The organism is Streptomyces sp. NPDC091292 (assembly GCF_044757265.1).
In the GTDB taxonomy this organism is placed as follows: Bacteria; Actinomycetota; Actinomycetes; order Streptomycetales; family Streptomycetaceae; genus Streptomyces.
Genome location: NZ_JBIVUQ010000005.1, coordinates 239,985 through 263,765, shown reverse-complemented (window position 1 = coordinate 263,765; position 23,781 = coordinate 239,985). Strand labels below are relative to the sequence as shown.

Below are 23,781 nucleotides of genomic sequence, written 5' to 3'. Positions count from 1 at the left end.
CCTTCCACGTGGTGTCCGAACCACCGGACGACTACTGGACGGCCTTCTGGTAGGCGCGGGCGGAGCGTTCGAGGACGGTGTCCACGCTTTCGCTGCCGACCGGCGCCATCTTGGACAGGTCGGGCCCCGCGGCGTCGGTCGAGGCGCCGACGGGCGTCCAGGGGACGGTCAGCAGCGGGAACGAGTCGGTCATGTGCGAGTTCAGCCAGTCCATCCAGGGCAGTCCGGTGTTCTTCACCGCCGGCTGGGTGGACACGGAACCGGTCGAGGTCAGCCACTTCTTGTAGTTCTCCGGCCGGGAGAAGAACTCCAGCCACTCCATGGCGAGGTCGCGGTGCGGCGCGCTGGTCGGCACCACCCAGGTCAGGTCCGGTTTCACGGCCACCCTGTTGGCGGCCCGGTCGTCGGTGCCGGGCAGCATGAAGAAGCCCAGATTCAGCTTCGGGTTCGCCTGCTGGATCGCCGCACCGTCCCACGAACCGTCGAGGAGGAACGGGAAGTCGTCGGGCTGGCTGGCCCACACGCCGGGCGCGGTCTGCTGGGCGACGCCCGTCGCGCCGGGCTCCAGGTACTGCACGACCTTCTGGTACTGCTCGGAGATCTCCTTGTAGACCGGGTCGGTCCAGGACTCCTTCTTCTTCCAGAACGCCTCGGCCCGGTCGCTGGACACCTTCACCGAGTCCGTGGCGGGGCGGCCCGCCATCAGCGTCTGGTTCATGATGCCCTGCCAGACACCGCCCTGCATGCCCTCCTTCGCCGCGGCGAAGATCGGCGTGACCCCCTTGTCCTTCAGCTTCGCGCAGGCGTCGAGGAACTCCTGCAACGTCTCCGGCACCTCGATGCCGTGCTGGGCGAGCAGGTCCTTCTTGTACCAGACGGCGCCGGCGGACACGTACTCCGCGGCCATCACACCGTAGATCCCGTCCTTGTACCCGACGGCGGCCTTCTGCCTGTCCAGGTCGTAGCTCTTCATGAACGGCTGGTCCTTGAGGTCGACCAGCTGGCCGGATGCGACCAGCGCGGCCGAGCCGCCCGGCTTCATGTTGGTGTAGGAGGGTGCGAAGCCCTGCTGCGTGGGGGCGAACTGGGCAAGTACGTCGACCGACTTGGACTGGAGCATGCTGCTGGTCAGCTGCTGCCATGCGCCGTTGGCTGTCGGCGCCTGCTGGAGCTTGACCGTGACACCGGGGTGCTCCTTCTCGAACGCGGCGTTGAGTTCCTTGGTGAACTCGATCGCCCCCGGGTTGGTCCACTCACCGATGGTCAGGGTGACGTTCGACGAGGAGGACGCCGAGTCGCCGCCGGAGCAGGCGGTCAGACCGGCGAGGAGGCATCCGGTCGCGACGGCGGCGATCAGCGGCACCGTTCTGATGCGTGGTCTCGCCGGGGTGGGCCGCGCGCCGGCCGCTGCGGTGTCACGAGTGTGCATGAGGGTTGCTCCTTCGCGGATCACGTGGGTGGCTCAGGTGTGTGGGGCGGGTGTGCGGGTCGGGTGGGCGGATCAGGGGCGTTGCAGGGCGCCGTCGGCCCGGCGCGGCGGTGTCCAGGCGTGGCCGAGGCGCTGGGGCGGGAACCGCAGGGCCAGACGCTCGTCGAAGTCGATGCCGAGGCCCGGCCGGTCGCTCGGCCAGAGGTGGCCGTCGCGGATCTCGGGGCACCCGGGGAAGACCTCCCGCAGCCGTGGGGTGAACAGGTGCTGTTCCTGGATGCCGAAGTTGGGGCTCGCGAGGTCGAGGGCGAGGTTCGCCGCGTGCCCGATCGGTGAGACGTCGCCCGGTCCGTGCCAGGCGGTCCGGATCCCGAACAGGTCGCACGCGGTGGCCAGCCGCCAGGCCGCCGTGATGCCGCCGATCGCTGAGACATGGACGCGGATGAAGTCACAGAGTCCGTCGGCGAGCAGCGGACGGTATTCGGCGGGGTTGGTGAACAGTTCACCGATGGCGATCGGGGTCGCGCACTGGGCGCGTATCCGGCGCAGCCACTCGATGTCCTCCGGAGCCACCGGGTCTTCCAGATAGAAAAGGCGGAACGGTTCAAGGTCCTTGGCGAGTCCGACGGCGTCGGTCGGGTGGACCCGCTCGTGCACGTCGTGGATCAGTTCGACCTCCTCTCCCAGCTCCGCCCGCAGATGCGCGAAGAGCGAGACGACGGTGCGCCGGTACGCGGCCGGATCCCATGCACCTGCGGTCAGCGGTGGCCGGGAGCCGGCGGGCGCCGCAGTGCCGGGTGCCCCGTACGTGCCGGCTCCCGGCACCGCGACCTGGCACCGCACGTGCCGGTAGCCGTCGGACGTCAACTGCCTTACCTCGTCGGCCACTTCGCGGGCATCGCGGCCCGCGGCATGGGCGTACAGCGGTACGGCGGTTCGGCAGCGCCCGCCGAGGAGCTGCCACACCGGCGCACCGGCCTGCTTGCCCTTGATGTCCCACAGCGCCATGTCCACTCCGGACAGTGCGTTGTTGAGGACGGGCCCTGACCGCCAGTACCCGCTGACGTGCAGCGTGGCGGTGATGTCGGTGATGTCGGCGGGGTCCCGGCCGATGAGCTGGGGCGCCAGATACTCCTCGACCACGGTGGCGACCGCCGCGGCGCGCTGGGTGAACGTCGCGCAGCCCAGGCCGTACAGGCCCGGCTCGCTGGTGTCGACACGGACCACCACGAGGGTTTTGCCGGCGGGGGCGGTGAGCACCGCCCGCACGCCAGTGATGCGGATGGCCGGCGCGTCCGCCCAGGGGGGTGCGGAGGGCGTGCCTGCGACGCTGGTCACGTCTGCGGCTCCTTGTCTGATCGGGCGGGGTCGGCTGCCCAAGAGTCGGCAGCCGAAGAGTCGGCGGCCGAGGAGTGAGCAGCCGGGAGGTCAGCGGCTAGGGGGCTTCTGATGGATATCCGTGGGTGAAGGAGCGGCGTTCGGTGCGTGCTCTCGACGTGCCGCGCGGAAGTCCTCGATGGGGGTCCCCCCTGGTCCTCAAGACCTTGGGGGAGGCGCTACGTGGGCTTTCGTGCGGTGCGGCGAGAGTGCGTGCCGGGCGTCGCGACGCCGCGGAGATCCATCAGAAGCGCCCTAGGCCCCAGCGTGTGTCGACACGGCCGCCGCTGAACTGGGCGCCGGTCCCCCAGAACGCCGCGAAGTTGTAGCAACCCGACTGCGGGGCCTGCGACTGGGTGATCGAGTACGTCATGCCGTGCCCACCGGTGCCCGCGTCGCCGACGGCGAACCCGAAGGCCGTCGTGGTGGTCCCGCCCGCCGAGGCCGGCAGGGTCGCCGCGAGCGCCGGCAGCTGGCTCCAGGCGATGGCCACCTCGTACACGGTCACCTTGGCGACGGCGTCCCGGGTGATGAGGATCCGGCCCTCGCTGCCGCCGGTCGGCGTGGCGTCCATCGGGCCGAGCGGGGTCGGCAGGGCGGCGTTGGTGGGGTAGTACGTCTGGTAGTTGGTGCCGGGTGCGCACTGCCGGTGCAGTTGGGGTACGGCGTTCTGGCTCGCGTGGTCCGGGGTGCTGCTGCCGAGCGTGGCCACGTAGAGATGCGAGAGCGAGGTCAGGCACTTCTCGTAGTGCGGGTCGCCGGCCAGCAGGTCGTCCGGCTTGTCCCCGGTGTCGAAGCCGAGTTGGATGCTGTCGGCCTGGAACGGGAAGACGTACGGGTTGGCCGCGAACGGCACCTGGAAGTACGGCGTCACGTCCTGGATCTCGGCGCGGAGGTAGAGGAAGGCGTCGTCCCACGCGCCGCGCATCGCGTACTTCCTGGTGTCACCGGTCTTGCTCACGCTGGTCAGCGTCACCGGGATGGTGCCGCTCCACTGGTCCGTGCCGCCGCCCACGGTGATCGACCGGTACGGCAGGTGGGCGACGCGGACGGTCTGCGACCCGCTCGGTGCGATGTCGTCCCGCCCGGTCACGTGGAGCGTCCAGTCGACCTCGTACTCGTTGTCCGGGCTCACCGTGTGGCTCGTGATCGGGAAACGGACCGTCCGCTGCTCGCCCGCTGCCAGGTCGGTCACCGGGAGACGGGTGCACCGCAGCTTCCACCCGGCCGGTTCGGCGACCTGCACGACCGCCGAAACCGCCCCGGGCGACACGTTCTCCACCCGCACCTCCAGCTCGCTGCCCGCGCCCAGCGGCTTGACCAGCGACAGCGGGGTGACCAGGAGCGGTGTGTCGTACGCGAAGTCCGCCCTGGTGGTCAGCACGTCGCGCAGTTCCTCCGCGCTGCGGTCGGTGTCGAAGTAGAGGACCTCCCAGGGGTTCAGCGTCAGCGTCACCCGGTCCGACGATCCGTCGGCGAGTTGGTGGCCCAGGTAGTCGTGGACGCGGATGCCGGCGGCGCCTCGGAGCGTCAGGGTGCCGTGGTACCCGGCGGCTGGTGACTCGTCGGTGCCGTCGTAGATCTGGTCGGCGTAGACCGCCGCCCTGCCCTTGCCGTCCTCGGTGCGGAACAGAAAGCCCCAGGTGGACTTGGCGTCCGGATACAGCTCGGTTTGCAGGGTGGCGTCCTCAAGGACGCTGGTCATCGTGGTGTACGCGACCACGGCGGGCAACGGTGTCCTGGTCTGGATGTCGTAGATGTTGAATTCCTGGCCCGAGTAGGCCTTGTCGTAGCAGAGCGAGAACCAGAACACCTTGATCGGCGAGTCCTCCTCCGCCCCGGCGAGCATGTGCAGCAGGTAGGTCGGAGCCAGGGTGCGGGCGACTCCGTAGATGGCTTCCTCGACGGGCAGGCTGGGGAACGAGTGGACCACCGCGGTACCGCACTCGGTCTGCCACTGGCCGCCTTCACCACCGGACTTGGACCAGAGCCGGTCCATCTTGACCTGCGTCTTGGCCATCGCGTACTGGGTGGCGTCCGGGTAGCCGTAGGCGTGGTTCACCGAGCCGTCGATGTAACCGGCGCGGGTGGATCCCTTGGCGTACACCGTGTCGCGGTTGTAGCTGACGGAGCCGCCACCGATCAGGTTGACGTCGGGCATGCCGGGCTTGACCCGGTCCCAGATCAGTTTGGTCATGTCCCGGTAGTCCTGCGAGTCACCGGTGGTCCAGTACCGGCCGTGCACCCACGGCTCGTTCCACAGCTCCCAGTTCTTCACCAGGTCCCGCAACGGTTCGATCGCGTGGTACACCATCTCGGTGTGCGCCACCATGTCCTTCGGCCGGTTCCGGTACGTCGGCAGCGGCTGGCCGTTCGCGTCGGGCTGCACGTTCCACGACATGTTGTAGTTGATGCCGCCCATCGCGGAGATGCCGTAACTCTGCCACTCCGCCACCTCCGCGCGCGCCTTGTCGATGTCGGCCTGGCCCCAGAAGACGCCGGGCGCCGGGCTGACCGTGTCCGGTTGCACGGCGGCGATACCCCGGGTCCACTTGACGCCCATCAGTTGCGCGATCCGCTTGGTGACGGCCGGGTTGCCCTCCGACCGGATCCCCAGGCCGAACGCCGAGCCGGGGCGCAACCCGGACACGGTGGGGCGCAGCACGCCCAACCCCAGTGTCTGAGCGGCGAGTTGTGTCCCGGCCGAGTCGGTGACGGTGACCGAGACCCGGTAGTAGTCGGGGTCCAGGGCGCCGAGCGGGACGGTGGTGGTCTGCGGCGTACCTGCGGCGGCGGTGAAGGCCGCGGTTCCACTGGCGACGATCCGGGTGCTGCGGGCGCTGACCTTCCAGGCGATCGTGCCGCTCACGGCGGCCGGGCCGGTGACCGTGGCCAGCAGGTCGGGGGTGGCGCGGCCGGAGCCGTCGATGGGGAACAGCGCGGTCGGGTCGTCGAAGGCGAGGACGACCGACGGGCCGGAGGCCGCCTGGGCGTCCTGGCCGGTGCCCACGACACCGGCCAGCGCGACACCGGCGGCGCCTGCGGCACCGTAGAAGAGCGCGCGGCGACGGGTGATGTCGCGGAAGTCGGTGTCTGAGGGGGGCGAATCGGACCTTGGCGCGTCGGAGTGTGAGGGGTCGAACCGTGGTGCGTCGGACCGGGGTGCGTCGGACATGAACAGACCTCCGAGGGTGTGTCACGAGGACCGTGGGGTGCGGAGTTGCCATGCGGAGTCGCGGGTCAGGCCGGGGAGAGTCGGCACAGCCCTGACGGCGGTACGGACAGGTGGTGCAGGCCGGGGCCGAACTCCCGGACCTGGGTACCGGTGGGCCGACCGCGGGCGTCGGAGACCGCCAGGCGGATCCGGGTGCCTTCCGTGAGGTCGAGTACGACGTGGTCCGCGGTGGTCGAGTTGACCAGAGCGACATCGGTGAAGCGGCCCGGATCCAGCGGTACCACCCGGTGCTCGCCGAAGACGGTGATGACGGCCCGGTCTCCGGACCAAGCGGTGATCGTGGCGTCGCGTTCGTCCGGCCGGCCGGTGTGGCGTTCGCCGTCGATCAGCACGTCGCGGTACTGCCGCCAGAACTCCAGCCACCAGGCCGTCATCTCGCGGTGTTCGGCGGACAGTTCGGTGAGTCGTGCGGAGATCTGCGGCACCGAGTAGAGGGCGGAGTGAAGCTGTCGGGCAGCCGCCTCGACGCGGGCTCGCGGGTCCCACATGAGCATGTCGCAGTGCACCGAGGCGCCCGGGGCGAGCCGGGCGATGTCCAGCGTGCGCAGCCTGTTGGCGGTCGCGTCCGCCGGGCAGTCGCCGGCGCGCAGCAGGTTGCCGAAGCGGCGCATGGCGGGCCCGGCGTAGGGCTGGCGCAGCTCGATGAGGACGTCGGCGCCGCGCAGCGCTCGCAGCCGTGTGTGCAGGTCGTCGAGCAACACACGCATCGCCTGGCTGACATCGGCACCGGCCGCACCGGTACCGTCCCCGTTGCCGCCGACCGTGTCCGCGTAGACCATCGCGGTCTCCAGGAAGTCGAGCTTCAGGCCGTCGAGTCCGTAGCGCTCCACGAGGTCGGCGCACCGCTCGACCACGAAGGCCCGCACCTCGTCCTGCCGGGGGTCCAGTACCTGGCACGCGAGCCGGGGCACGCGGTGGGGGGCGAGGCGGGCGAGCGTGGCGTGGGTGCGGCTGTGCTCGCCGAGCAGCAGCGGCGCGATCCAGGCGACATACCGCAGGCCCGTCTCCCGCGCCCTGCGCACATGTGCCCGGAAGTCCGGGAACTTGGCCTGATCGGGGGTCCAGTCGCCGCAGCCGGAGTACTTGTGGTGGTCGGCCTGCTCCTGCCAGCCGTCGTCCAGGAGCAGCAGTCCGCATCCCAGGTCGGCCGCGATCGCGGCTTCGGCCTCGACGGCGGCCTCGCTGACCGCGTGGTGCATCGAGTACCAGGTCGAGTACGCCGGGGTGCGCCCGGCTTCCGGTGCGGGAAGGGCGTCACCGGTGCCCGGCATCCACCGGGCCAGCGTGCGCAGTGTGTCGTCGACCGGGCGGCCAGGTGCTTCGATGCGCAGCCGGTACTCCTCGCCGGCGCGCAGGGGTGTCGCCAGCCATACGCCGAAGCGGGCCGAGTCCTCCGAGACGCCGAAGCGGACGAGGGTCGTCGCGTCACCGTGGTCGCCGGCGAAGGCGAGCAGTGACCGGCCCGCGCCGTCGTACAGGCAGCCTGCGGCGGCCGAGTCGACCAGTCCGACACGTCGCCACTCCCCCTCCCAGTCGGCCGGCAGCGGACGCTCCCAGCCTGCTGCCGGGTGCCAGTAACCGACACCGTCGCCGAGTGGGACATCGAGCCGTACCAACGTTGTCTCGGTCTGCGTGCACTTGACCCGGATCACGGTGGCTTCGGCCTGTGGATCGGCCTCCAGCCGTACTCCATCAGTCAGAGCCGCAACGGCGACATCATGCGCATAATGCGCATCACTGGCGGTCCAGAGCGGAGGTATATCCGTTAACTGCATGAATGCGACTCTTCCGGGTTGAGCGGAGGCTTGGCGTGCAGGACCGTAGTCTGCCTGAGTCAACGTTGTCTAGGCATGCACACGCAATCTCTCGACCGCTTGAGCGGGTGGGGAGGCCGGGGCGCGATCATCTTCAACGAGAGTTGGCCCTCGCCTGGCTCAACTCACCACCTATTACTGGGCTGTTGACAGGCACCGGATGGGCGTCGCACGCCGCGCATGGCGTCCGGATTTCCGTGGGAAGTCGTCGGCGCAGGTCAGGAGCGAGCAGTACTCTCAGTCCTACGTTGTCCCGGGCCGACGTATCCGTCAGCCGTTGCCGCGCTCCACCAGCGTGGTCGGTACGACGATCGTCCGTGGCCGGGACTGCTCCCCGGCGATCCGGCGGAACAGCAGCTCCGCGGCGACCCGGCCCATCTCACGGGCGTCGGAGGAGACGACCGTGAGCGGGTGCGGCACCAGCGCGGCGGCCTCGAAGTCGTCGAAACCGACGATGGCCACGTCTCCTCGGCGCCGGCTCAGCACGCCGAGCGCACCGAGCGTGAGCCGGTTGGTGAGCGTGAAGAGGGCGGTGGGGGGTTCCGGTGACGCCAGCATCCGCTCCACCGCCGCCTGTGTGTCGGGCACGGTGTGCAGTCCGTCCTGGATCAGATCCGGCCGGTACGGGAGCCCCGCCCGCTCCATCGCCGCCTCCGCGGCCGACAGCCGTTCCCGCATCGTGTAGATCGTCAGCAGGTCCGCCAGCACGCCGATGCGCTCATGCCCCCTGGCCACGAGGTATTCGATGGCACTGCGGGCTCCCTGAGCGTTGTCGATGAGCACGTTGTCGGCGCGCACGTTGACGGGTGGGCGGTCGATGAACACCACCGGTGTGCCCGCCTCGATCTCGACGCGCAGGTACGTCTGGTCGCTGCCCGCCGGGACCACCAGCAGTCCGCCGACCCGCCGCTCGCACATCTCCAGCACCAGGCCGCGTTCCCGGTCGCCGTCCTCCCCCGATGTGGCCGTGAGGAGCATGGCGTTGTGATCGAGCGCGCACTCCGCCGCCCCGGCCGCCAGGCTCGAATAGAACGGGTTGGCCAGATCCTCGTCGATCACCAGGCCGATCGTGCCCGACGTGCTGCGCGCGCGGAGGCTGCGTGCCATGTCGTTGCGCCGGAACCCCAGTTCCGCGACCGCGGCCAGGACTCTTTCGGCGAGGGCGGGGTCGACCGTCGGCACATGGTTCACCACTCGCGACACGGTCTTGAGGCTGACACCGGCCAGGCGGGCGACGTCGGCCATGGTGGGGCGGGTGGGGCCCGCGCCGGTCGTGGACGGTGTGCTCATCGGACTGGTGGCTCCTGACGCCGGCGCGGTCGGGGGTACCCACGTTATCCCGAGCCACGATCAGGTCGTCCGGCGGCGGCGGGCGGACCGCGACAACGTGCGAACCGTGGGGCTCACGGTATTGCGCGGGGAGGGTTGATGGCCCAGTCTTGGCAACCGGACGGCACGGGCGGCGGGCGCCCCGTGCGGCGGCGTTCGGGACGAACGCGGATCACCGGCCGTGGTGTTGGCGCGGGCCCGGAGCCCGTGGCGATTCGCGTGATCGTCGCGCCTACGCGGTGATACGACGCATCGTCCAGGTTCGGGTTCGGGAGGGCATGTGGAACCGGTGAGCCCCACGGTGTCGGCTGCAGCAGCGGGAGTCACCGGCGTGTCGGCCGCGTCCGCCTCGCGAGCCCCGGTCGGCGGATCCCGGCGCCCTCGGACGCAGCCGCGCCGACGGCGTGTCGACACCCCCACCAACGTGGTGGGACTGATCGTCCACGACATCAACGACCCGTACTTCTCCTCCATCGCGGCCGGGGTCATCGGGGCCGCCGATGAGCAGGACATGATCGTCACGCTCACCGACACCAGGCGCAGGCCGGAGCGGGAACCGATGTATCTGGCGGCGCTGCGGGGACTCCGTTGCCGGGCGGTGATCCTTGCCGGCAGCCGCAGCACGGACCGGTCGTCGGAGGAGCGACTACGGCAGGAGATCTCCTCGTTCACCGGCGGCGGTGGCCGGTTCGCCATGATCAGCCAACAACTGCCCGGAGTCGACACGGTGCTCGTGGAGAACCGCGCGGGCGCCCGCGACCTGGCCCACGAACTGTTCGACCTGGGGCACCGGTCGTTCGCGGTCCTCGCGGGACCGGCGTCGCTGCGGACCTCGCGCGACCGGGTCTCGGGATTCCGCCAGGGGCTGGCCGACCGGGGCCCGCGGCTGGACCCGAGGCATGTCATCCACGCGGACTTCACACGGGAAGGCGGGTTCGCCGCCGCCATGCAGTGGCACCGCTCCGGTATCGGGGCGACGTGCCTGTTCGCGGTCAACGACGTGATGGCGGTGGGCGCCATGGACGCGCTGCGGCAACTCGGCCTGACTCTGCCGGACGATGTGTCGATCGCCGGGTTCGACGGCATCCTCCCGCTCCGGGACATCTCGCCGCTGGCGACGACCGTGCACATCCCGCTGGAGACCATGGGGATGGAGGCGATGAACCTCGTACTCACCGAGGACACCGGTCTCACACCGAGGGTGAAGCGCATCCGCGGCACGGTCAGGCTCGGCGAAAGCACCCGCCCCCCGAACGCACACCTCACACACTGACCCCACTCTTGATGTCGAGAGCGGCGAGGAAGGCGGTCGCCGCCGGTGTGAGGTCGGTGCGGCCCCAGATGACGTATTCGACGCGGGTCGGCCCGTCACGCCGCCGAGGGCACTGGCGCCGCACACGCGTTCGGCGATCCGGCCGAGTCCATCGGACGGCGCCTGTCCAGCGGGCGACCGCACGCTCACCGAATGCGGTGTTCCTCCCAGAAGGAAGTCAGGTCCTGGTCCGTCAGTGCCTGGGCCGCGTTCTTGAAGTCGGCGGTGGTGGAGACGCCGTACCAGTGGTCACGGGCGTACTCCTTGAGCAGCCGGGCCATGGTGTCGGATCCGAGGGTCAGCTCCAGACGGGACAGGGCGCAGGAGCCGGCCGAGTAGATGAGGTGGTACTCGTTGCGGTGGCCGGCCCAGTACGCCATGGAGTTGGTGACGGCGCTCTGCTCGCTCGGCCAGTACGTGTCCGCCCAGCACTCGCTCATGTCCCAGCCGTAGAAACGTGCGTTGGCGTACTGCGCGAAGCTCTCGTCCAGCCAGGGCGCGTCGTACTGGTCGTTGCCGACGATGCCGTACCACCACTGGTGGGCCACCTCGTGGACGACGGCGCTGCCCTCTTCGGTGGTGCCCACGAGGACCAGGCCCGGATACTCCATGCCGCCGCCGAACCCGCTGGTCATCACCAGGTCGATCTCGCCGTACGGGTAGCGGCCGAACTCCTCGCCGAACCGGTCGACGGCGGCGACGCCGTCCGCACGGTTCAGGCGCACGCCCTCGGCGGGTGTGTCGGGCGCCCAGTACGACTTCACCGTCACACCCCCGGGCGACACGTCCGTGGCCGTCCGGAACGGGCCGGCCGCCCACGCGAAGTCCCGCACCTGGTGCGCGACGCTCCACGTGATCGCGCGTCCGGCGCCGCCGGGCCGGGTCCAGGTGCGCCCGGTCGCGGGGATCTCCAGGGCGGCGGGGTGGTCGATGCGCACCCGGAAGTCGCTCGCCAGTGCGTAGAAGCTCTCTCCGAGCGACATGTACGGATCGAGGTGCCACCCCTTTTCGTCGTGGACGGCGAGTACCGGCAGCGCGTTCCCCAGGAAGCGGAAGGCTCCCTCGCGGCCGAAGCGGGCGTTGCGCTCGGGCACGGTGATGGACACGTCGAAGGCGACAGATGTGCGCTCACCGTGCGCGAGCGGCTCCGGCAGGGTGATGGCCAGCGCGGTGCAGTCCACGGTGAGGTCACCCGCGGTGCCACCTCGCACTCCCGACACCTTCACGGGGGACGGCGCGCCAGGTGTGCCGCACTTGTCCTCGCCGTTGCCCCACAACCGTACGTACACCTCACGCAGTGGTTGGTCGGATGCGTTGCGGAAGGACACGCGTTGCCGGCCCGTCCAGTGGGAGCCGTCGGCGTCGGCGCGCAGGCGCACGTCGTAGCGGAGACCGTCGGGCGTCGCCGTGCCGGGGACGTCCTCGCCCGCCGGGGGCGTCGCGAAGGCGGCGGGAGCGGTGGTTCCCGCCGCCACGAGCCACACCAGCAGCACAACCAGCAGACGGCGAAGGAGGGTTGACGGTGCGGTGGGATGTGGCGACATGCCGCTGGATCATGCCACAGCCGCCGGGCGTCCACACCTCAGAAGCCGCACCAGACCTTGCTTCCCCCGTCGTTGAGGAGGTCGTCGCGCATCCACCCCGCGTAGCTGGCGGTGACATTCCCGGCGTACGTCCAGGTGTAGCCACTGGGGCTGCCGGTCGTCCAGCAGTAGTAGTCGACTTGATGGGTACCGAAGATCTCGCCTGTGATCGCACATGCCGTACTGGAGCCACTGCGCATGTTGATGCCGTGCCCCTTGCTGCTGATCGGTGTCGCGTCGAGATTCGGCGGCCGACGTGATCCGCACGCGGCATGCGCGTCCGCCGTCGGCGACAAGGTGAAGGGCCCCAGCAGCAAGGCCGCGAAAGTGACAACAGCGAAGTGCAACGCACGCTTTCTCACAGTTCCCCCTACTCGGCGCCCAGTCGGCGGCGCCTTGAGCCAAACGCTTCGTTCTGGACACCGTAGGGGCTGATACCGGCGCCACAGCAGGTGAGTTCCGGACAGGGGCGGCGTCAAGTGGCGGCCGAGCGGCGTCGCGCCGCCATGAGGCGCAGTGCCGCGTCCGTCGTCCAGCGGACGGGGGCCGGTGGGGTGGGGATGCCCAGGGCTGTGCGCAGGGGCGCGTCGAAGAGGGTCGCGGAGGCGGCCCGGACGGCGGGGGCGCTCCAGGACGGGAAGCGGGCCGCGAGCACCGAGCGGGTGGCTTCCAGGAGGGCTCTGCCCTCGGGGCTCGGCGCCATGTGACGGTGCTCGTAGTCGTCCATCCAGTGGGCCAGTCGGGCGTACGAGCCGGGTACGGAAGCGATGTCCATGCGGTCCGCCAGGTCGGCGTAGAAGGCATGGGCGGAGATCTTCTCGCGTGCGGTGGTGCGGCGGGTGCCGTGGCGGTCGGTCCAGCGCATCGGCGTGACGCAGAAGGCGCTCAGGACGTACACGAACTCGGCGTTGCCCACGGGGAGCCGGGCGTGGAGGTGGTTCAGCGCCGTCACCGCCCGACGGCCGTCGGGGCTGTCCAGGCCGTGTTCCACCAGTGCGTACATGAGGGCGCCGGTCGCCTTGGCGCGCACCAGGGGGCGGTCGATCAGCTTTCCCGTGCCGACCAGGACGCGGGCGATGGCGGGGATGCCGAAGACCCGGTAGAAGCCCAGGTTCAGCCCCATCTTCAGATCGTGGGGGCAGTCGTTCAACGCCAGGTGCCGGTAGGGCTCATGGGCGGGATCGGGGCGGCGGGCGGGGTGCATGGCGGCATTATCGGATGCCGTCGCCGGGCCGTTCCGGGCAGGGCCTTGACGGCCCCGCCCGGAAAACGGCCTCAGCCGACGAGGCCGGTCAGCGGGCGGTGCCGAAGTCCTGGGTCCAGTAGCCGCCGGGCTGGGCGAGACCGACGCCGATCTCCTTGAAGTCGCACGTCAGTATGTTGCGCTTGTGGCCGGGGCTGGACATCCACCCGTCCATGACCTGTTCGGGAGTGGAGTACCCGTACGCGACGTTCTCGCCGTAGGTGCTCCAACTGTAGCCCGCACGGGTGATCCGCTCGCCCGGATCAGAACCGTCGGAGCCCGTGTGCGACATGTTCCGGTTGCTCGCCATGTCCGCGCTGTGGTCCTGCGCGGCCTTCGCGAGTTTCGCGTTCAGGGTCAACGGGGAGCAGCCCGCCTTGCCGCGTTCGCTGTTCACCAGGGCGACGACCCGGGCCACGGCTGCCGACGCGGGAGCGGCGGACGCCGGAGCGCCGGACGCCGGGGACACGGCGGGCTGAGAGGGCTGCGCGGGCGTCGAGGACGGTGAGGACGGCGCGGCAGGTGTGCTGGGGGTCGTCGTTACGGGAGCCGGAGCTGTCGTCCCCGCCGGCGGCGGGGTCCGCTTGCCGTGCCCGCGCCGCTTCTCGGTGGGGGCGTGTTCCTTGCGCTTCTCGCGGCCGTGCGACTCGCTCTTCGGCCGGTCGTAGGACGCGGCGGTCCGCAGCCCGGAGGGCTCGGCCCGACTGCCCGCGGACGTGGCCGTCCCCTGTTCGTAGGGTGCGGTACGGGTACCTGTGGACGCGGCCAGGGTGCCGCTCTCCGGGCCTGACCGGTCGGCCAGACAGGCCATCGCGGCGGACGGTATCGCCAGCGCGCCCAGAGTGATCGCGGCGACGGTTGTCCGCCGGTAGCGCGGCTTCCTGCGGTGCTTCCTCATTCGGACCTCAATCGGGTGATCGCCGGGGGTGTCGGCGCGGCCGGGCTGCGCGGACGCGGTATAGGGGCCGCACGGACTCCTTACGGATTCGTCATTGTCGAAACCCTCCTCGGCGCGGGCAACGTGAGCCTCTACTACCCGGCGTCGTAGCGATCGACGGCCCTTGAAGTGGGCGCTGGGGTGTGCTGACCCGGCTCGCGGAAGCGCGAGGGCGCCTGGTGTTCCGTCAGGAATCGGTGGGGAGGCGCCGGATCGAGCAGGGGCCCGGAAGGGCCTCGGCCGAGGACTCGCCTGCGGCTTATGGCGCACTACCAGCGGATAAATCGCCTCTTGCTCCCGGCGTGACATCTACTAACGTGCCTGGTCAGGCGGGCCCATCGGCGTGAGGGATGTCACGCGAGTGCCACGGCACAGGGGTACGAATCGGGCACGCCCCCTGTCACCGAGGTGAGGGGGCGTGCCCTTGAGTGGGTGCGGCTGAGTGCCGTGCGGCCCGGTGGGAGCGGCCGTCAGGGAGCCAGGGCGATGTCGAAGATGTGGACGTTGCCGTTGCTCGGCAGCACCACGAATTCGACCTCCTTCGACTTGTCCAGGGGAATCGAGTGGGCGAAGACGCTGTACTTGATGCCCGCGTTTCCGTAGCCGCTCGGACGGTTTCGGCCGTCGCTGGACGCCACCAGGATCGCGCCGTGCGCCGTCACCGGGTCGAACGACCAGTTCGGGAAGCCGAACGAGCCCTGGGTGCTGGTGCCGTCCTTGTAGTACACGGTCGCGCTGCCGACCGCGTTGCTCGTGACCCCCGAGCCGAGGAGGACAAGCTTGCTGCCGGAGCCGCTGAGCGCGACGGCCTGTCCGGCGCCCGACACGTTGTTCTTGCTGCCGCTCGGCACGTCCGGCCAGGTCAGATCGGCTCCGAGGGCCTTCACCCGCGCACCGCGCACCAGGCCGACGTCGGCGAGCTTCTGGGCGGAGAAGCTGTTTCCCTCACCGTCGTAGTTGCCGGGTGCGGTGTTGTTCTCGTCGGTGATCGCGACGTTGTTGTAGGCCGCCGCGAGGTTCGGCGACGGTGCGCCGGTCCGCTGGGACCGGGTGCCGGTGGCCGAGCCGACTCCGTCACCGCCCCGGTAGGAGGCCGTCGCCTCGAAGGTCCGGATCCGGAACCCCGGCCGCTGCTCGGGAACCTGGATCCGGAAGGTGAGGTCCACCGCCGCGCCCTTGGCGTAGGTGCCGCCCGGCTCCTGGGCGGACGGCTGGACCGCCCAGCCGACCGGACCGCTGAACGACACCTTCAGGGACCGCATCCGGTCGGGCCCCGCGTTCTTGACCGTGACCTTCACCGTCGCGATGGCCGGTCCGTCGAGATCCACCGGCGCGATGGTCACCTCGGTCCTGTCCACGGCCTCGGCCCGGGTGTCCGCCGCCATCGCCTGACCGGGGATCAGCATGATCGCCCCGGCGACCGCCACGGCTCTCAGCGAGTTGATCAGTCCGCCTGTTCTCATTGTCCGCTCCTTGGAAAGAGGAACCTGTCCTGGGGAAGGAAAGAACCCGCGAGGGCGTGGTCAGGCGACGGGGGGCATGTCGGTGGCGCGCGAGTCGAGTCCCATGCGCAGATTGACCCAGGAGCCCCGGGTGAAGTCGGGGATGGCGACCGGACGGCCCCCCGCGGCAAGGGACTTGACGCTCAGCGGCACCGGAGCGCACCAGGCCGCCGAGTCGTAGACGTCGATGTCGGGAACGAGTCCGGCGCGCATGAGCTGGACCGTGCGCCATTGCAGCACGTAGTCCATGCCGCCGTGGCCGCCGTTGTTCTCGGCGTCGTCGCCGATCTTCTTCCACAGCCAGTGGTCGAACTCCTTGCGGAAGGCGTCGAAGTCGCGCCAGGTGTCGCCGCTGTGGTCGGGCTCCACGTAGACCCGTGCGCCCGTGGGTGAGCCACCCGCGTAGTCCTCGAAGATGCCCCGGCTTCCGGCGAGCGTGTTGATGCGGCTGTAGGGGCGGGGTGAGCTGACGTTGTGCTCGGCGCGGATCGTCCGGCCCTTCGCCGTGCCGATCATGCAGGTGACCAGGTCACCGTTGATGTACGTCTCCTTCCACGACGGGTGTGACCGGGGGACGAAACGCTCGCGGTAGTCGGCGAGGCCCTTGGGTTCGGTGGCGGTGGCGGTCAGCGTCGTCATCCGGTCGCCGCGGTTGACGTCCATGGCGGCGGCGATCGGCGCCAGCCCGTGCATCGCGTAGAACGACGCGGTGCTGCGCGTGTGCCAGCGGCGTCGCCACGCGTCCGTGTAGTAGGTGTCGGAGAAGAGCAGGGCCCGCAGATCGTGCAGATAGCCGCCGTGGCCGTTGGTGACGTCGCCGAGCAGGCCCTCGTGCGCCATCTTGAGCATGGCGAGTTCGTTGCGGCCGTAGCTGCAGTTCTCCGACAGCATCAGATGTCTGCGGGTGCGCTCCGAGGTGTCGACCAGATCCCACAGCTCGTCAAGGCCGGTGGCGATGGGCAGTTCGACGACGACGTGCTTGCCGGCGAGGAGTGCGGCCCTGCCCTGCTCGTAGTGGAATTCCCACGGGGTGGCGATGTAGACGAGGTCGATGTCGTCGCGCGCCAGCATCTTCTGGTACGCGCTCGCCGAACCGCCGTACTCGGCGGGGCGCGGCTTGCCCTGACCGGCCAGCCCGTCGGCGACACGTTTCGCGCGGTCGGCGCGGATGTCGCAGACGGCGGTCACCGTGCAGCCCGGTACGACCGACCAGCCGGTGGTCATGCCCGAGCCCCGGTTGCCCAGGCCGATGACGCCGACGCGGACGGTTTTGTGGACGGGGTAGGCGACGTCGATCATGCTCTTCTGGCCGGGTTTGCGGCGCGGCGCCATGGCCGTCTCCAGCGCCGTGGCGCCGTCGGGCGCGAGGCCGGGGGCCGCCGCGAAGGCGCCGGGCGCCGCACCGACCCCCACTCCGGCGGCGAGGGCACCGGCCCCCAGCGCCCCTCCCAGAAGCAACCGGCGTGAGACTGCGGGTATTTCAGACATGACGGCATCACCCCTCGGTACGTGCGCGGTATCTGGCGGTGACGACTCTGGCGGCAGATTCACGTTCATGTCAATTGTTGTTCGCAAGTTGCTTGTTGCGAGCAGAAAAGAGCATCCGGCGGTGGCTTGAACCGACAGGCTGGATCCGTGTGAGGCCCCCCGTCGGGTGGTGTCACCCGGGACGGCGCCGTCGACCAACACCGCGTGCACACCTGGTGATATGACGGACGGGCAGGGCGTGTCGACCGAGCCTGTGATCACCGCGCGGAGGGACCGGTACCGCTCGGAATGCGGCCTCCAGGGCTCCTGACCAGCCCTCATGCCGTCACCAAATCTGCACAGCAAGCCGCTGAGGCCGCCACTTCGTACAAGGTGACACCCACTAAGTTCCTTGGTATTCCTATTCCCCATTCGTCACGCACGTGACGTGGAGACGCTGTGATACCCCCCAGTTCTGCCGCCCTGTCCGACTCGCCTTCCGGCGGCCGTCACCGCAAGCTCAAGCCCCTCAACAGAACCGTCCGCCGGACGCTCGTCGCCGTGGTTCTCACCCCGGTCGCCGGCGCGGTCATGGCCGGTCAGTCGGCCTTCGCCGCCGACCAGTCGGCAGCGAGCCGGGAAAGCGTCAACAGACTCGACCCCGCCGAACAGAAGCTCGTGGACAACCTCAACGCCCGAGCCCAGGACAAGAACATCGGCACCACCTTCAGCGGTGTGGTGCTGGATGCCGAGTCCGACCGGGTGATCTGGGGCCACGACGCGAAGACGGCGCTGATGCCCGCGTCCAACACGAAGCTCGCCACCGCCACGGGCGCCCTGACCCTTCTCGGCCCGGACCACAGGTTCACGACCAACGTGGTTTACGGCGACGGCACGCTCACCCTTGTCGGCGGAGGCGACCGGACCCTCACGACCGCCGATGTCGCCGAGCTTGCCGAGAGCGCGGCAGCGGGTCTGCGGAGCACGGGACTTGACACGGTGAAGGTCCGGATCGACGACAGCCTGTTCCCCGAACCGACTCTCGCCGAGGGCTGGAACAGCAGCTACTACGACGACCAGATCGCGCCGGTGCGCTCGCTGGTGGTGGACGGGAAGCTCGTCCAGGACACCGCCATCGACGCGGGAAAGGTCTTCGCCAAGCAGCTCGCCGGGCAGGGCATCGGCGTGACCGGAGAGGTGACCCGCGGTCAAGCCGCTTCGACGGACTTCCCGGTGGCCGCGCACCAGTCCGCCGAGTTGTCCGTGATCGTCAAGCAGATGCTCAAGACCAGCAACAACGACACGGCCGAGACGCTGCTGCGGATGACCGGACTCGCCTCCGGCCGCAAGGCCACCTACGAGGGCGGCACGGCGGCCGTGCGTGACGTCCTCACCGGTTGGTACGGGGTCTCGTTGGCCAACTTCGAGATCCACGACGGCAGCGGGCTGTCCCGCGCCAACCGCATCTCGGCGCAGACCGTCGCCGAAATCCTCGATCTGACGACCGACCCCCGGCACAGCGACATCCTGAAGTCGCTCACGGACGGGCTGCCGGTCGCCGGTGAAGCGGGCAGCACCCTCGGACCCGAGTGGGGCCGGTTCGACACCGCGAACTCCGAGTGTGCCGTGGGCCAGGTCAAGGCCAAGACGGGCACCCTGACGGGGGCCATCGCCCTGAGCGGCATCACTCAGGGGAAGGACGGCCGCTGGAAGGTCTTCTCCTTCATCGAAAACAACTCCACGGCGGACAGCGGCGCCATCAAGGACTCCCTGGACGGCCTCGCCGCCACGGTGAACGGCTGCTGGGCCTGACCCTGTGCCGCTGCCTGACTCCATAGGGATGTCCTGCTGACAACAGCAGGACATCCCTCAACCCACCGCCGTATCAGGGACGCGGCCCGCCTAGACGCGTGCCATGAACTCCCCCGGCGACAGAGCGCGACTGACGATGCGTGTGTCGCCGATCCAGCCGTAGAAGCCTTGGCCGAAGGCTTCGTCGAACTGGGTGGCGCCGATGACGAAGGGCTTGCCGAGGGTGGCGATGCCGGTCGACGGCTGGGTGGGGTTACGGGCGATCTTCGAGCCGTCCACGTACATCACGGTGCGTCGCCCGTCGTTGACCACGGCGATGTGCATCCACCGCCCCACGGGGACGGCGTGGCTCCAGGAGGTCGGGTCGGCGTTCTGCCGGTGCGGGTAGACGACGAACTGGAGGAACCGCTCGGGCGAGAGGTTGAGGCTGCATGTCGGCTCGTCGGGCGACCAGCCGGTGGTCTTGCCCGCGTCGCCGTTACGGCCCTCCCAGCTCAGGATGCCCATCCAGGCGTGGTCGCCTTCGAAGGGCTCCGGAAGCCTGATGAAGGTCTCCAGGGTGTAACCGGACGTGAACTTCTCGGAGTTGAGTGGGGCTCGGGCCGAGGTGGTCAGAATGGCGCCCCGGTCCGGGCCCTTGCCTCCGTCGAAGCGGAGACTGGCGTGCGCCGGCTGACCGAAGTGGTGGTCGTCCGACCAGGTGAGGGCTTCCGCGCCACTGTCGTGCAGGCGGGACGCGGTGAGGTCGTTGCCGTGTCCCGACAGGTCACGGATGACCGTGCCCGTACCTACGGGGCTGCCCGCCTTGCCCGCCGCCGGAGCGCCCGCCGCGTCGAAGCGCCAGTACGCCACGGTGCCGCGCGGCATGACGGCCTCGGCCGGGCGCGGCCTCGGCGGCACCACCGGTGCGAAACCGGAGAAGCGGCGCTCGAAGTCGATGTCGAGGGTGAACCGGTCGACCGGACCCGTCAGTTCGACGGTCTCGGCCTCCAGCGGAGTCCTCCTGGCCGGGTCCCGGGCGAGGAACCAGGGCGAGAACGTCGTCACGTCGATGACATCGCGCGCGAGATCGAACCCGTAGTGGCGGATCATGCCCGCTCCGCCGTAGTAGCGGTCCTGATAGTTGGTGATGTGTACGTGGACATCGTTGTCGGAGTCGTTGGTCAGGACCGTACGGCCGGGCGGCCAGTAGTGACCGCCGAGCGCCAGGAAGATCTGGTCGTTGCCACGGATGATGCCGTCCCACAGGCGCTTGCCGTTGTCCGAGAGCTGTGCGGCTCCCTCGTCGTCGGCCCATGCCAGGTCATGCGTGGTGAGTACGGCCGGCAGGGTGGGACGGGCGTCGAGTACGCCCTGGGCCCAGCGCAGGCCTTCCCCGGAAACCCGCCAGTCCAGTGCGAGGATCAGCCACTGCCGCCCGGCCGCACGGATCACATGGAAGGTGTTGTATCCGTCGGGGGACGCTCCGCCGAAGGTCGGCATGGTGGCGAACCGCCGTGGGCCGAAGCTCTTCAGGTAGGCGCTGTCGCCCCGCTGGTCGTCGGTACGGGAGTCGATGTCGTGGTTCCCGGCGAGCACGGAGTAGGGGACCTTGCCGTGCAGGGTTCCGAAGGTGTCGGCGGCGAGCCTGATCTCCTCCTCGGTGCCATGCTCGGTGACATCGCCGAGATGCGCCATGAACGCGATGTTCTCGCGCTCCGAGACCAGGTGGCGGAAGGTCGCCCGCAGTGGCTCCGGGTCGGAGCTGTCGGCGTCGAAGAGGTACTGCGTGTCGGGCAGTACGGCGAGACCGAACCGCGGGCTCGACGCGTCGAACCGGCTGCCCGCGGCCGTCGCCGGTACGGCCGCCCGCGCCGCCTCGGTGCTCAGCACCGAGGCGGCGGCACCGGCCGCCGGAATAGCGACGGCGGCCTGCAACAAGGCACGTCTGTCCGGCCGGTTGCGCTCTGCTGCGCTCATACGTACTCCTGTGTAGGAACGGGAGAGGGAACGGATGGGATCAGACCGAACTCTGGTGAACGGCCGTGACCACGCGGCGGCAGAGAGCTGAACAGTGTCCCCCGATGCGTGGGGCTATATCCCCACCTGAGGACGCGGGGCGATGGGGTGAACGCGGCTGCCGATCCTCGGCGAGGACCCTGTTCGTACCCCACCCGCTCAGCCCAGGGCGGCGCCGAACCACTGCGGCAGCCGGCCGAGCAGATCTTACTGGTCCTCGCCGACCCACACCACGTGGCCGTCCGGCCGCAACAGCACTGCGGGGACGTCCAGTTCCTCGCCGGCGTCGACGACGTGGTCGACGCGGTCCGCCCAGCCCGCCACCGAGAGCCGGCCGGTCCCGTCGAGCAGAAGCCCGCGGCCACCGTGCGTCAGCTCGTAGAGCCGCCCCTGCTTCAGAGCGATGTCCCGGAGCCGCCGGCCAAGCAGTTCATGCCCCTCGCCGCAGGGGTAGCGGATCCCGATCGCGGTGACCTTCTCGATCAGGTACCGGTTCACGTCCTCGAAGTCCATCAGCTCCGACAGCAGCCGGCGCACCGACCGGGGGCCGGGGTCGGTGGACAGGAGTTCCATCTGCGCGCGGGTGTTGTTCAGTACGTCGGCGGCCACCGGGTGCCGTTCGGTGTGGTAGCTGTCGAGCAGCCCTTCCGGTGCCCGGCCGGCAATCTCGGCGGCCAGTTTCCAGCCGAGGTTGAACGCGTCCTGGAGGCCGAGGTTGAGGCCCTGGCCGCCGATCGGCGGGTGGACGTGCGCCGCGTCGCCCGCCAGCAGCACCCGGCCGACCCGGTAGCGCTCGGCCTGCCGGGTGCCGTCGCCGAAGCGGGAGAGCCAGCGCGGTGAGTGCACCCCGAAGTCGGAGCCGGCGTACACCCGTAGCTGTCGCCTGACCTCATCGAGTGTCGGTGGCACGGAGCGGTCATCGGCCACCTTCTCGGCGGGTACGACCACGCGGTACACCCCGTCCCCGAAGGTCCCGACGCCGAACCGTCGCTGCGTCTTGCGGACCTCGGCCACCACCGCGTCCACGGTCTCCGGCGGCGCGGTGATCTCCATTTCGCCCAGCAGCGTGTCGGACCTGCTGGGCTCGCCGGGGAAGCCGACGCCGAGCAGCTTGCGTACCGTGCTGTGGCCCCCGTCGCAGCCGACGAGGTAGCGCGAGCGCACCTGCGTACCGTCGGCCGTCTCGGCGGTCACCCCGTCCTCGTCCTGGCTCAGCCCGACCAGTGCGCAGCCGCGCCGGATCTCGGCGCCCACTTCGGTGGCGTGCTCGGCGAGCAGGCGATCGGTGGTGGTTTGCGGGATGCCGAGCACGTAGGGATGCGCGGTGTCCAACCGGTCCGGCGACGGCTTCTTGATGCCGGCGAAGAAGCCGCCCAGCGGGTGCTTCCGGCCGAGCGCGAGGAACCGGTCCAGCAGTCCGCGCTGGTCCAGCACCTCGATGCTGCGCGCGTGCAGGCCGAGCGCGCGGACCACCTTGGTCGGTTCCGGCTCCTTCTCCAGCACGACGGTGTGCAGGCCGTGCAGCCGCAGCTCGCTCGCCAGCATCAAGCCGGCCGGTCCGCCGCCGACAATGGTCACGTCAATCATGAAACCTCACATAACGCATGTATGCCGTGAATCCCTGAATTCCGCCGGAACCGGTACCGATTCCGGCTTCGACCGGAGATTCTGCGGCACGACGGGGGCCTTGCCGCAAGGCCCCCAGGGCGCTATATGTTGAGAGTGGCAAGGAGCGCATGGCCTCCTTGCCTTTACTCTTGTCCGCTCACCCACCCACACCGTCGCTCAGACGCGGTAGGGGTTCCGCACATAGGTCAGGCTCAGGTCGCCCGTGTTGCCGAAGTACCGGGAGATCAGATAGGCGGGGTCGGTCGCGATGGCGCCCGCCTGGAGGTCGCTGCCGTCGTTCATGTCGTCCCAGGCCCAGGGGGTGTGCGCGGCGTTGTCCTTGCCGTTGTCGCCGCGGAAGGCGCCCCACTTGGCGTAGGTCTCGCTGTTGTTGCGACGGCCCCAGAGGCTGTCGGCGGCGGTGAGGTCGGTGAGTGCGTACCGGGCGTCGCGGTCGTTGCCGCCGGTCGGGACCGAGCCCGCGGTGCGGCTCGGTTTGTAGACGATTCCGTCGCCGCCGGGGAAGTTGCCGCCGTTCCATGCGTAGGCACCGTGGCCGCGGGCCTCCTGGAAGCTCGTCGGGTGAGCCGCGCCGTCGTGGTCCTGCATGATCACGGTGCCGTCGATGTCCTCGCGGCCGTCGGTGAAGGGGCTGCCGCTCGGGGTGTAGGAGTAGAAGTTGTCGTGCGCGAGCGTCACGACGGCCTGGAGGGTGCCGTACGCGCTGCCGTCCTTGCGGACGACTTCCAACTGGCCTTCCATGTCGTTCTCGTGCGAGAAGAGGTTGAGCGGGTAGTCCTTCCAGTCCCGGGGGTGGTAGAAGGCGTACGTGATGTACCAGTGGGTCTGGGTCTCGGCCACCGAGTAGTACGCGGTGCCGGTCAGCCGGGCGGCGTTGGCGTCCAGGTTCTCCCAGTTGTTGAGGGTGTTCCAGTCGCCGTCGTAGTTCACGGGCGCCAGGTAGTCGGCGGTGTAGTACGCGGACGAGGTGTCCTGGTAGTGCACGGGTGCCCAGCGGTAGGCGAGGTCGGCGTCGCTGGGGGCGGCGTGCGCGGGCGGGGCGAAGAGCAGCGTGGTGGCGCCGATGAACGCGGCCGACAGGGTGGCCAGGGCGGATCTCCAACGGGGCATGGCA

The 23,781-nt window shown here is 69.8% G+C and carries 16 protein-coding genes; 2 read left to right on the top strand and 14 right to left on the bottom strand.

The features are described 5' to 3' along the window. Positions 1–31: 31 nt before the first annotated feature. From ACIQNU_RS17540 to ACIQNU_RS17520, 5 genes are all read right to left on the bottom strand, one after another. Positions 32–1,429, bottom strand: coding sequence for an ABC transporter substrate-binding protein (locus tag ACIQNU_RS17540; protein ID WP_401366816.1), 1,398 nt, complete (start codon positions 1,427–1,429; stop codon positions 32–34). Between the two features lie 72 nt (positions 1,430–1,501). After that, positions 1,502–2,767 (bottom strand): enolase C-terminal domain-like protein, encoded by a 1,266-nt coding sequence (locus ACIQNU_RS17535; protein WP_401366814.1) that lies wholly within the window; start codon positions 2,765–2,767, stop codon positions 1,502–1,504. Between the two features lie 283 nt (positions 2,768–3,050). Next, positions 3,051–5,981 (bottom strand): hypothetical protein, encoded by a 2,931-nt coding sequence (locus tag ACIQNU_RS17530; RefSeq protein ID WP_401366813.1) that lies wholly within the window; start codon positions 5,979–5,981, stop codon positions 3,051–3,053. 65 nt (positions 5,982–6,046) lie between these two features. After that, positions 6,047–7,693 (bottom strand): alpha-galactosidase, encoded by a 1,647-nt coding sequence (locus ACIQNU_RS17525; protein WP_401366811.1) that lies wholly within the window; start codon positions 7,691–7,693, stop codon positions 6,047–6,049. A gap of 432 nt (positions 7,694–8,125) precedes the next feature. Further along, on the bottom strand, positions 8,126–9,145 hold the full coding sequence (locus tag ACIQNU_RS17520; RefSeq protein WP_401366809.1) for a LacI family DNA-binding transcriptional regulator: 1,020 nt from the start codon (positions 9,143–9,145) through the stop codon (positions 8,126–8,128). Between the two features lie 463 nt (positions 9,146–9,608). Here ACIQNU_RS17520 and ACIQNU_RS17515 point away from each other — a divergent pair, with 463 nt between their 5' ends. Then, positions 9,609–10,457 (top strand): LacI family DNA-binding transcriptional regulator, encoded by an 849-nt coding sequence (locus ACIQNU_RS17515; protein WP_401366808.1) that lies wholly within the window; start codon positions 9,609–9,611, stop codon positions 10,455–10,457. A gap of 185 nt (positions 10,458–10,642) precedes the next feature. Here ACIQNU_RS17515 and ACIQNU_RS17510 read toward each other — a convergent pair whose 3' ends face one another. The 6 genes from ACIQNU_RS17510 to ACIQNU_RS17485 form a co-directional block, all read right to left on the bottom strand. Continuing rightward, complete coding sequence (locus tag ACIQNU_RS17510) at positions 10,643–12,040, bottom strand: M1 family metallopeptidase (RefSeq protein WP_401366806.1); 1,398 nt, start codon at positions 12,038–12,040, stop codon at positions 10,643–10,645. Between the two features lie 38 nt (positions 12,041–12,078). Further along, the gene (locus ACIQNU_RS17505; RefSeq protein WP_401366804.1) at positions 12,079–12,396 is read right to left on the bottom strand and encodes an SH3 domain-containing protein; all 318 of its coding nucleotides are present in this window, start codon (positions 12,394–12,396) and stop codon (positions 12,079–12,081) included. 158 nt (positions 12,397–12,554) lie between these two features. Further along, positions 12,555–13,283 carry an oxygenase MpaB family protein gene (locus ACIQNU_RS17500; RefSeq protein ID WP_401366803.1) on the bottom strand — a complete coding sequence of 243 codons (729 nt, stop codon included), beginning with the start codon at positions 13,281–13,283 and terminating at the stop codon, positions 12,555–12,557. 88 nt (positions 13,284–13,371) lie between these two features. Then, positions 13,372–14,220, bottom strand: coding sequence for a CAP domain-containing protein (locus ACIQNU_RS17495; RefSeq protein ID WP_401366801.1), 849 nt, complete (start codon positions 14,218–14,220; stop codon positions 13,372–13,374). 509 nt (positions 14,221–14,729) lie between these two features. Further along, positions 14,730–15,722: an NEW3 domain-containing protein gene (locus ACIQNU_RS17490; RefSeq protein ID WP_401366799.1), complete on the bottom strand. Its 993-nt coding sequence runs from the start codon at positions 15,720–15,722 to the stop codon at positions 14,730–14,732. Positions 15,723–15,782: 60 nt separating this feature from the next. Then, complete coding sequence (locus ACIQNU_RS17485) at positions 15,783–17,249, bottom strand: Gfo/Idh/MocA family protein (protein WP_401366797.1); 1,467 nt, start codon at positions 17,247–17,249, stop codon at positions 15,783–15,785. A gap of 438 nt (positions 17,250–17,687) precedes the next feature. On the opposite strand from ACIQNU_RS17485, the gene dacB reads away from it, so the two are divergent. Next, on the top strand, positions 17,688–19,040 hold the full coding sequence (gene dacB / locus ACIQNU_RS17480; protein WP_401366796.1) for a D-alanyl-D-alanine carboxypeptidase/D-alanyl-D-alanine-endopeptidase: 1,353 nt from the start codon (positions 17,688–17,690) through the stop codon (positions 19,038–19,040). Positions 19,041–19,130: 90 nt separating this feature from the next. Here the strand turns inward: dacB and ACIQNU_RS17475 are convergent, their stop codons facing one another. From ACIQNU_RS17475 to ACIQNU_RS17465, 3 genes are all read right to left on the bottom strand, one after another. Continuing rightward, entirely contained in the window at positions 19,131–20,999 is a 1,869-nt protein-coding gene (locus ACIQNU_RS17475; protein ID WP_401366794.1) for a LamG-like jellyroll fold domain-containing protein, read from the bottom strand. 246 nt (positions 21,000–21,245) lie between these two features. Beyond that, positions 21,246–22,625: a rifampin monooxygenase gene (gene rox / locus ACIQNU_RS17470; RefSeq protein ID WP_401366792.1), complete on the bottom strand. Its 1,380-nt coding sequence runs from the start codon at positions 22,623–22,625 to the stop codon at positions 21,246–21,248. A 198-nt stretch (positions 22,626–22,823) separates the two neighbouring features. Next, positions 22,824–23,777, bottom strand: a complete 954-nt coding sequence (locus tag ACIQNU_RS17465; protein ID WP_401366790.1) for a hypothetical protein — start codon at positions 23,775–23,777, stop codon at positions 22,824–22,826. Positions 23,778–23,781 lie beyond the last annotated feature (4 nt).

Bases quoted from the DNA above. Each gene is read 5' to 3' on its own strand.
- ACIQNU_RS17540 (WP_401366816.1), bottom strand. From the start codon at position 1,429: ATGCACACTCGTGACACCGCAGCGGCCGGCGCGCGGCCCACCCCGGCG.
- ACIQNU_RS17530 (WP_401366813.1), bottom strand. From the start codon at position 5,981: ATGTCCGACGCACCCCGGTCCGACGCACCACGGTTCGACCCCTCACAC.
- ACIQNU_RS17520 (WP_401366809.1), bottom strand. From the start codon at position 9,145: ATGAGCACACCGTCCACGACCGGCGCGGGCCCCACCCGCCCCACCATG.
- ACIQNU_RS17510 (WP_401366806.1), bottom strand. From the start codon at position 12,040: ATGTCGCCACATCCCACCGCACCGTCAACCCTCCTTCGCCGTCTGCTG.
- ACIQNU_RS17500 (WP_401366803.1), bottom strand. From the start codon at position 13,283: ATGCACCCCGCCCGCCGCCCCGATCCCGCCCATGAGCCCTACCGGCAC.
- ACIQNU_RS17495 (WP_401366801.1), bottom strand. From the start codon at position 14,220: ATGAGGAAGCACCGCAGGAAGCCGCGCTACCGGCGGACAACCGTCGCC.
- ACIQNU_RS17490 (WP_401366799.1), bottom strand. From the start codon at position 15,722: ATGAGAACAGGCGGACTGATCAACTCGCTGAGAGCCGTGGCGGTCGCC.
- ACIQNU_RS17485 (WP_401366797.1), bottom strand. From the start codon at position 17,249: ATGTCTGAAATACCCGCAGTCTCACGCCGGTTGCTTCTGGGAGGGGCG.
- ACIQNU_RS17475 (WP_401366794.1), bottom strand. From the start codon at position 20,999: ATGAGCGCAGCAGAGCGCAACCGGCCGGACAGACGTGCCTTGTTGCAG.
- rox (WP_401366792.1), bottom strand. From the start codon at position 22,625: ATGATTGACGTGACCATTGTCGGCGGCGGACCGGCCGGCTTGATGCTG.
- ACIQNU_RS17465 (WP_401366790.1), bottom strand. From the start codon at position 23,777: ATGCCCCGTTGGAGATCCGCCCTGGCCACCCTGTCGGCCGCGTTCATC.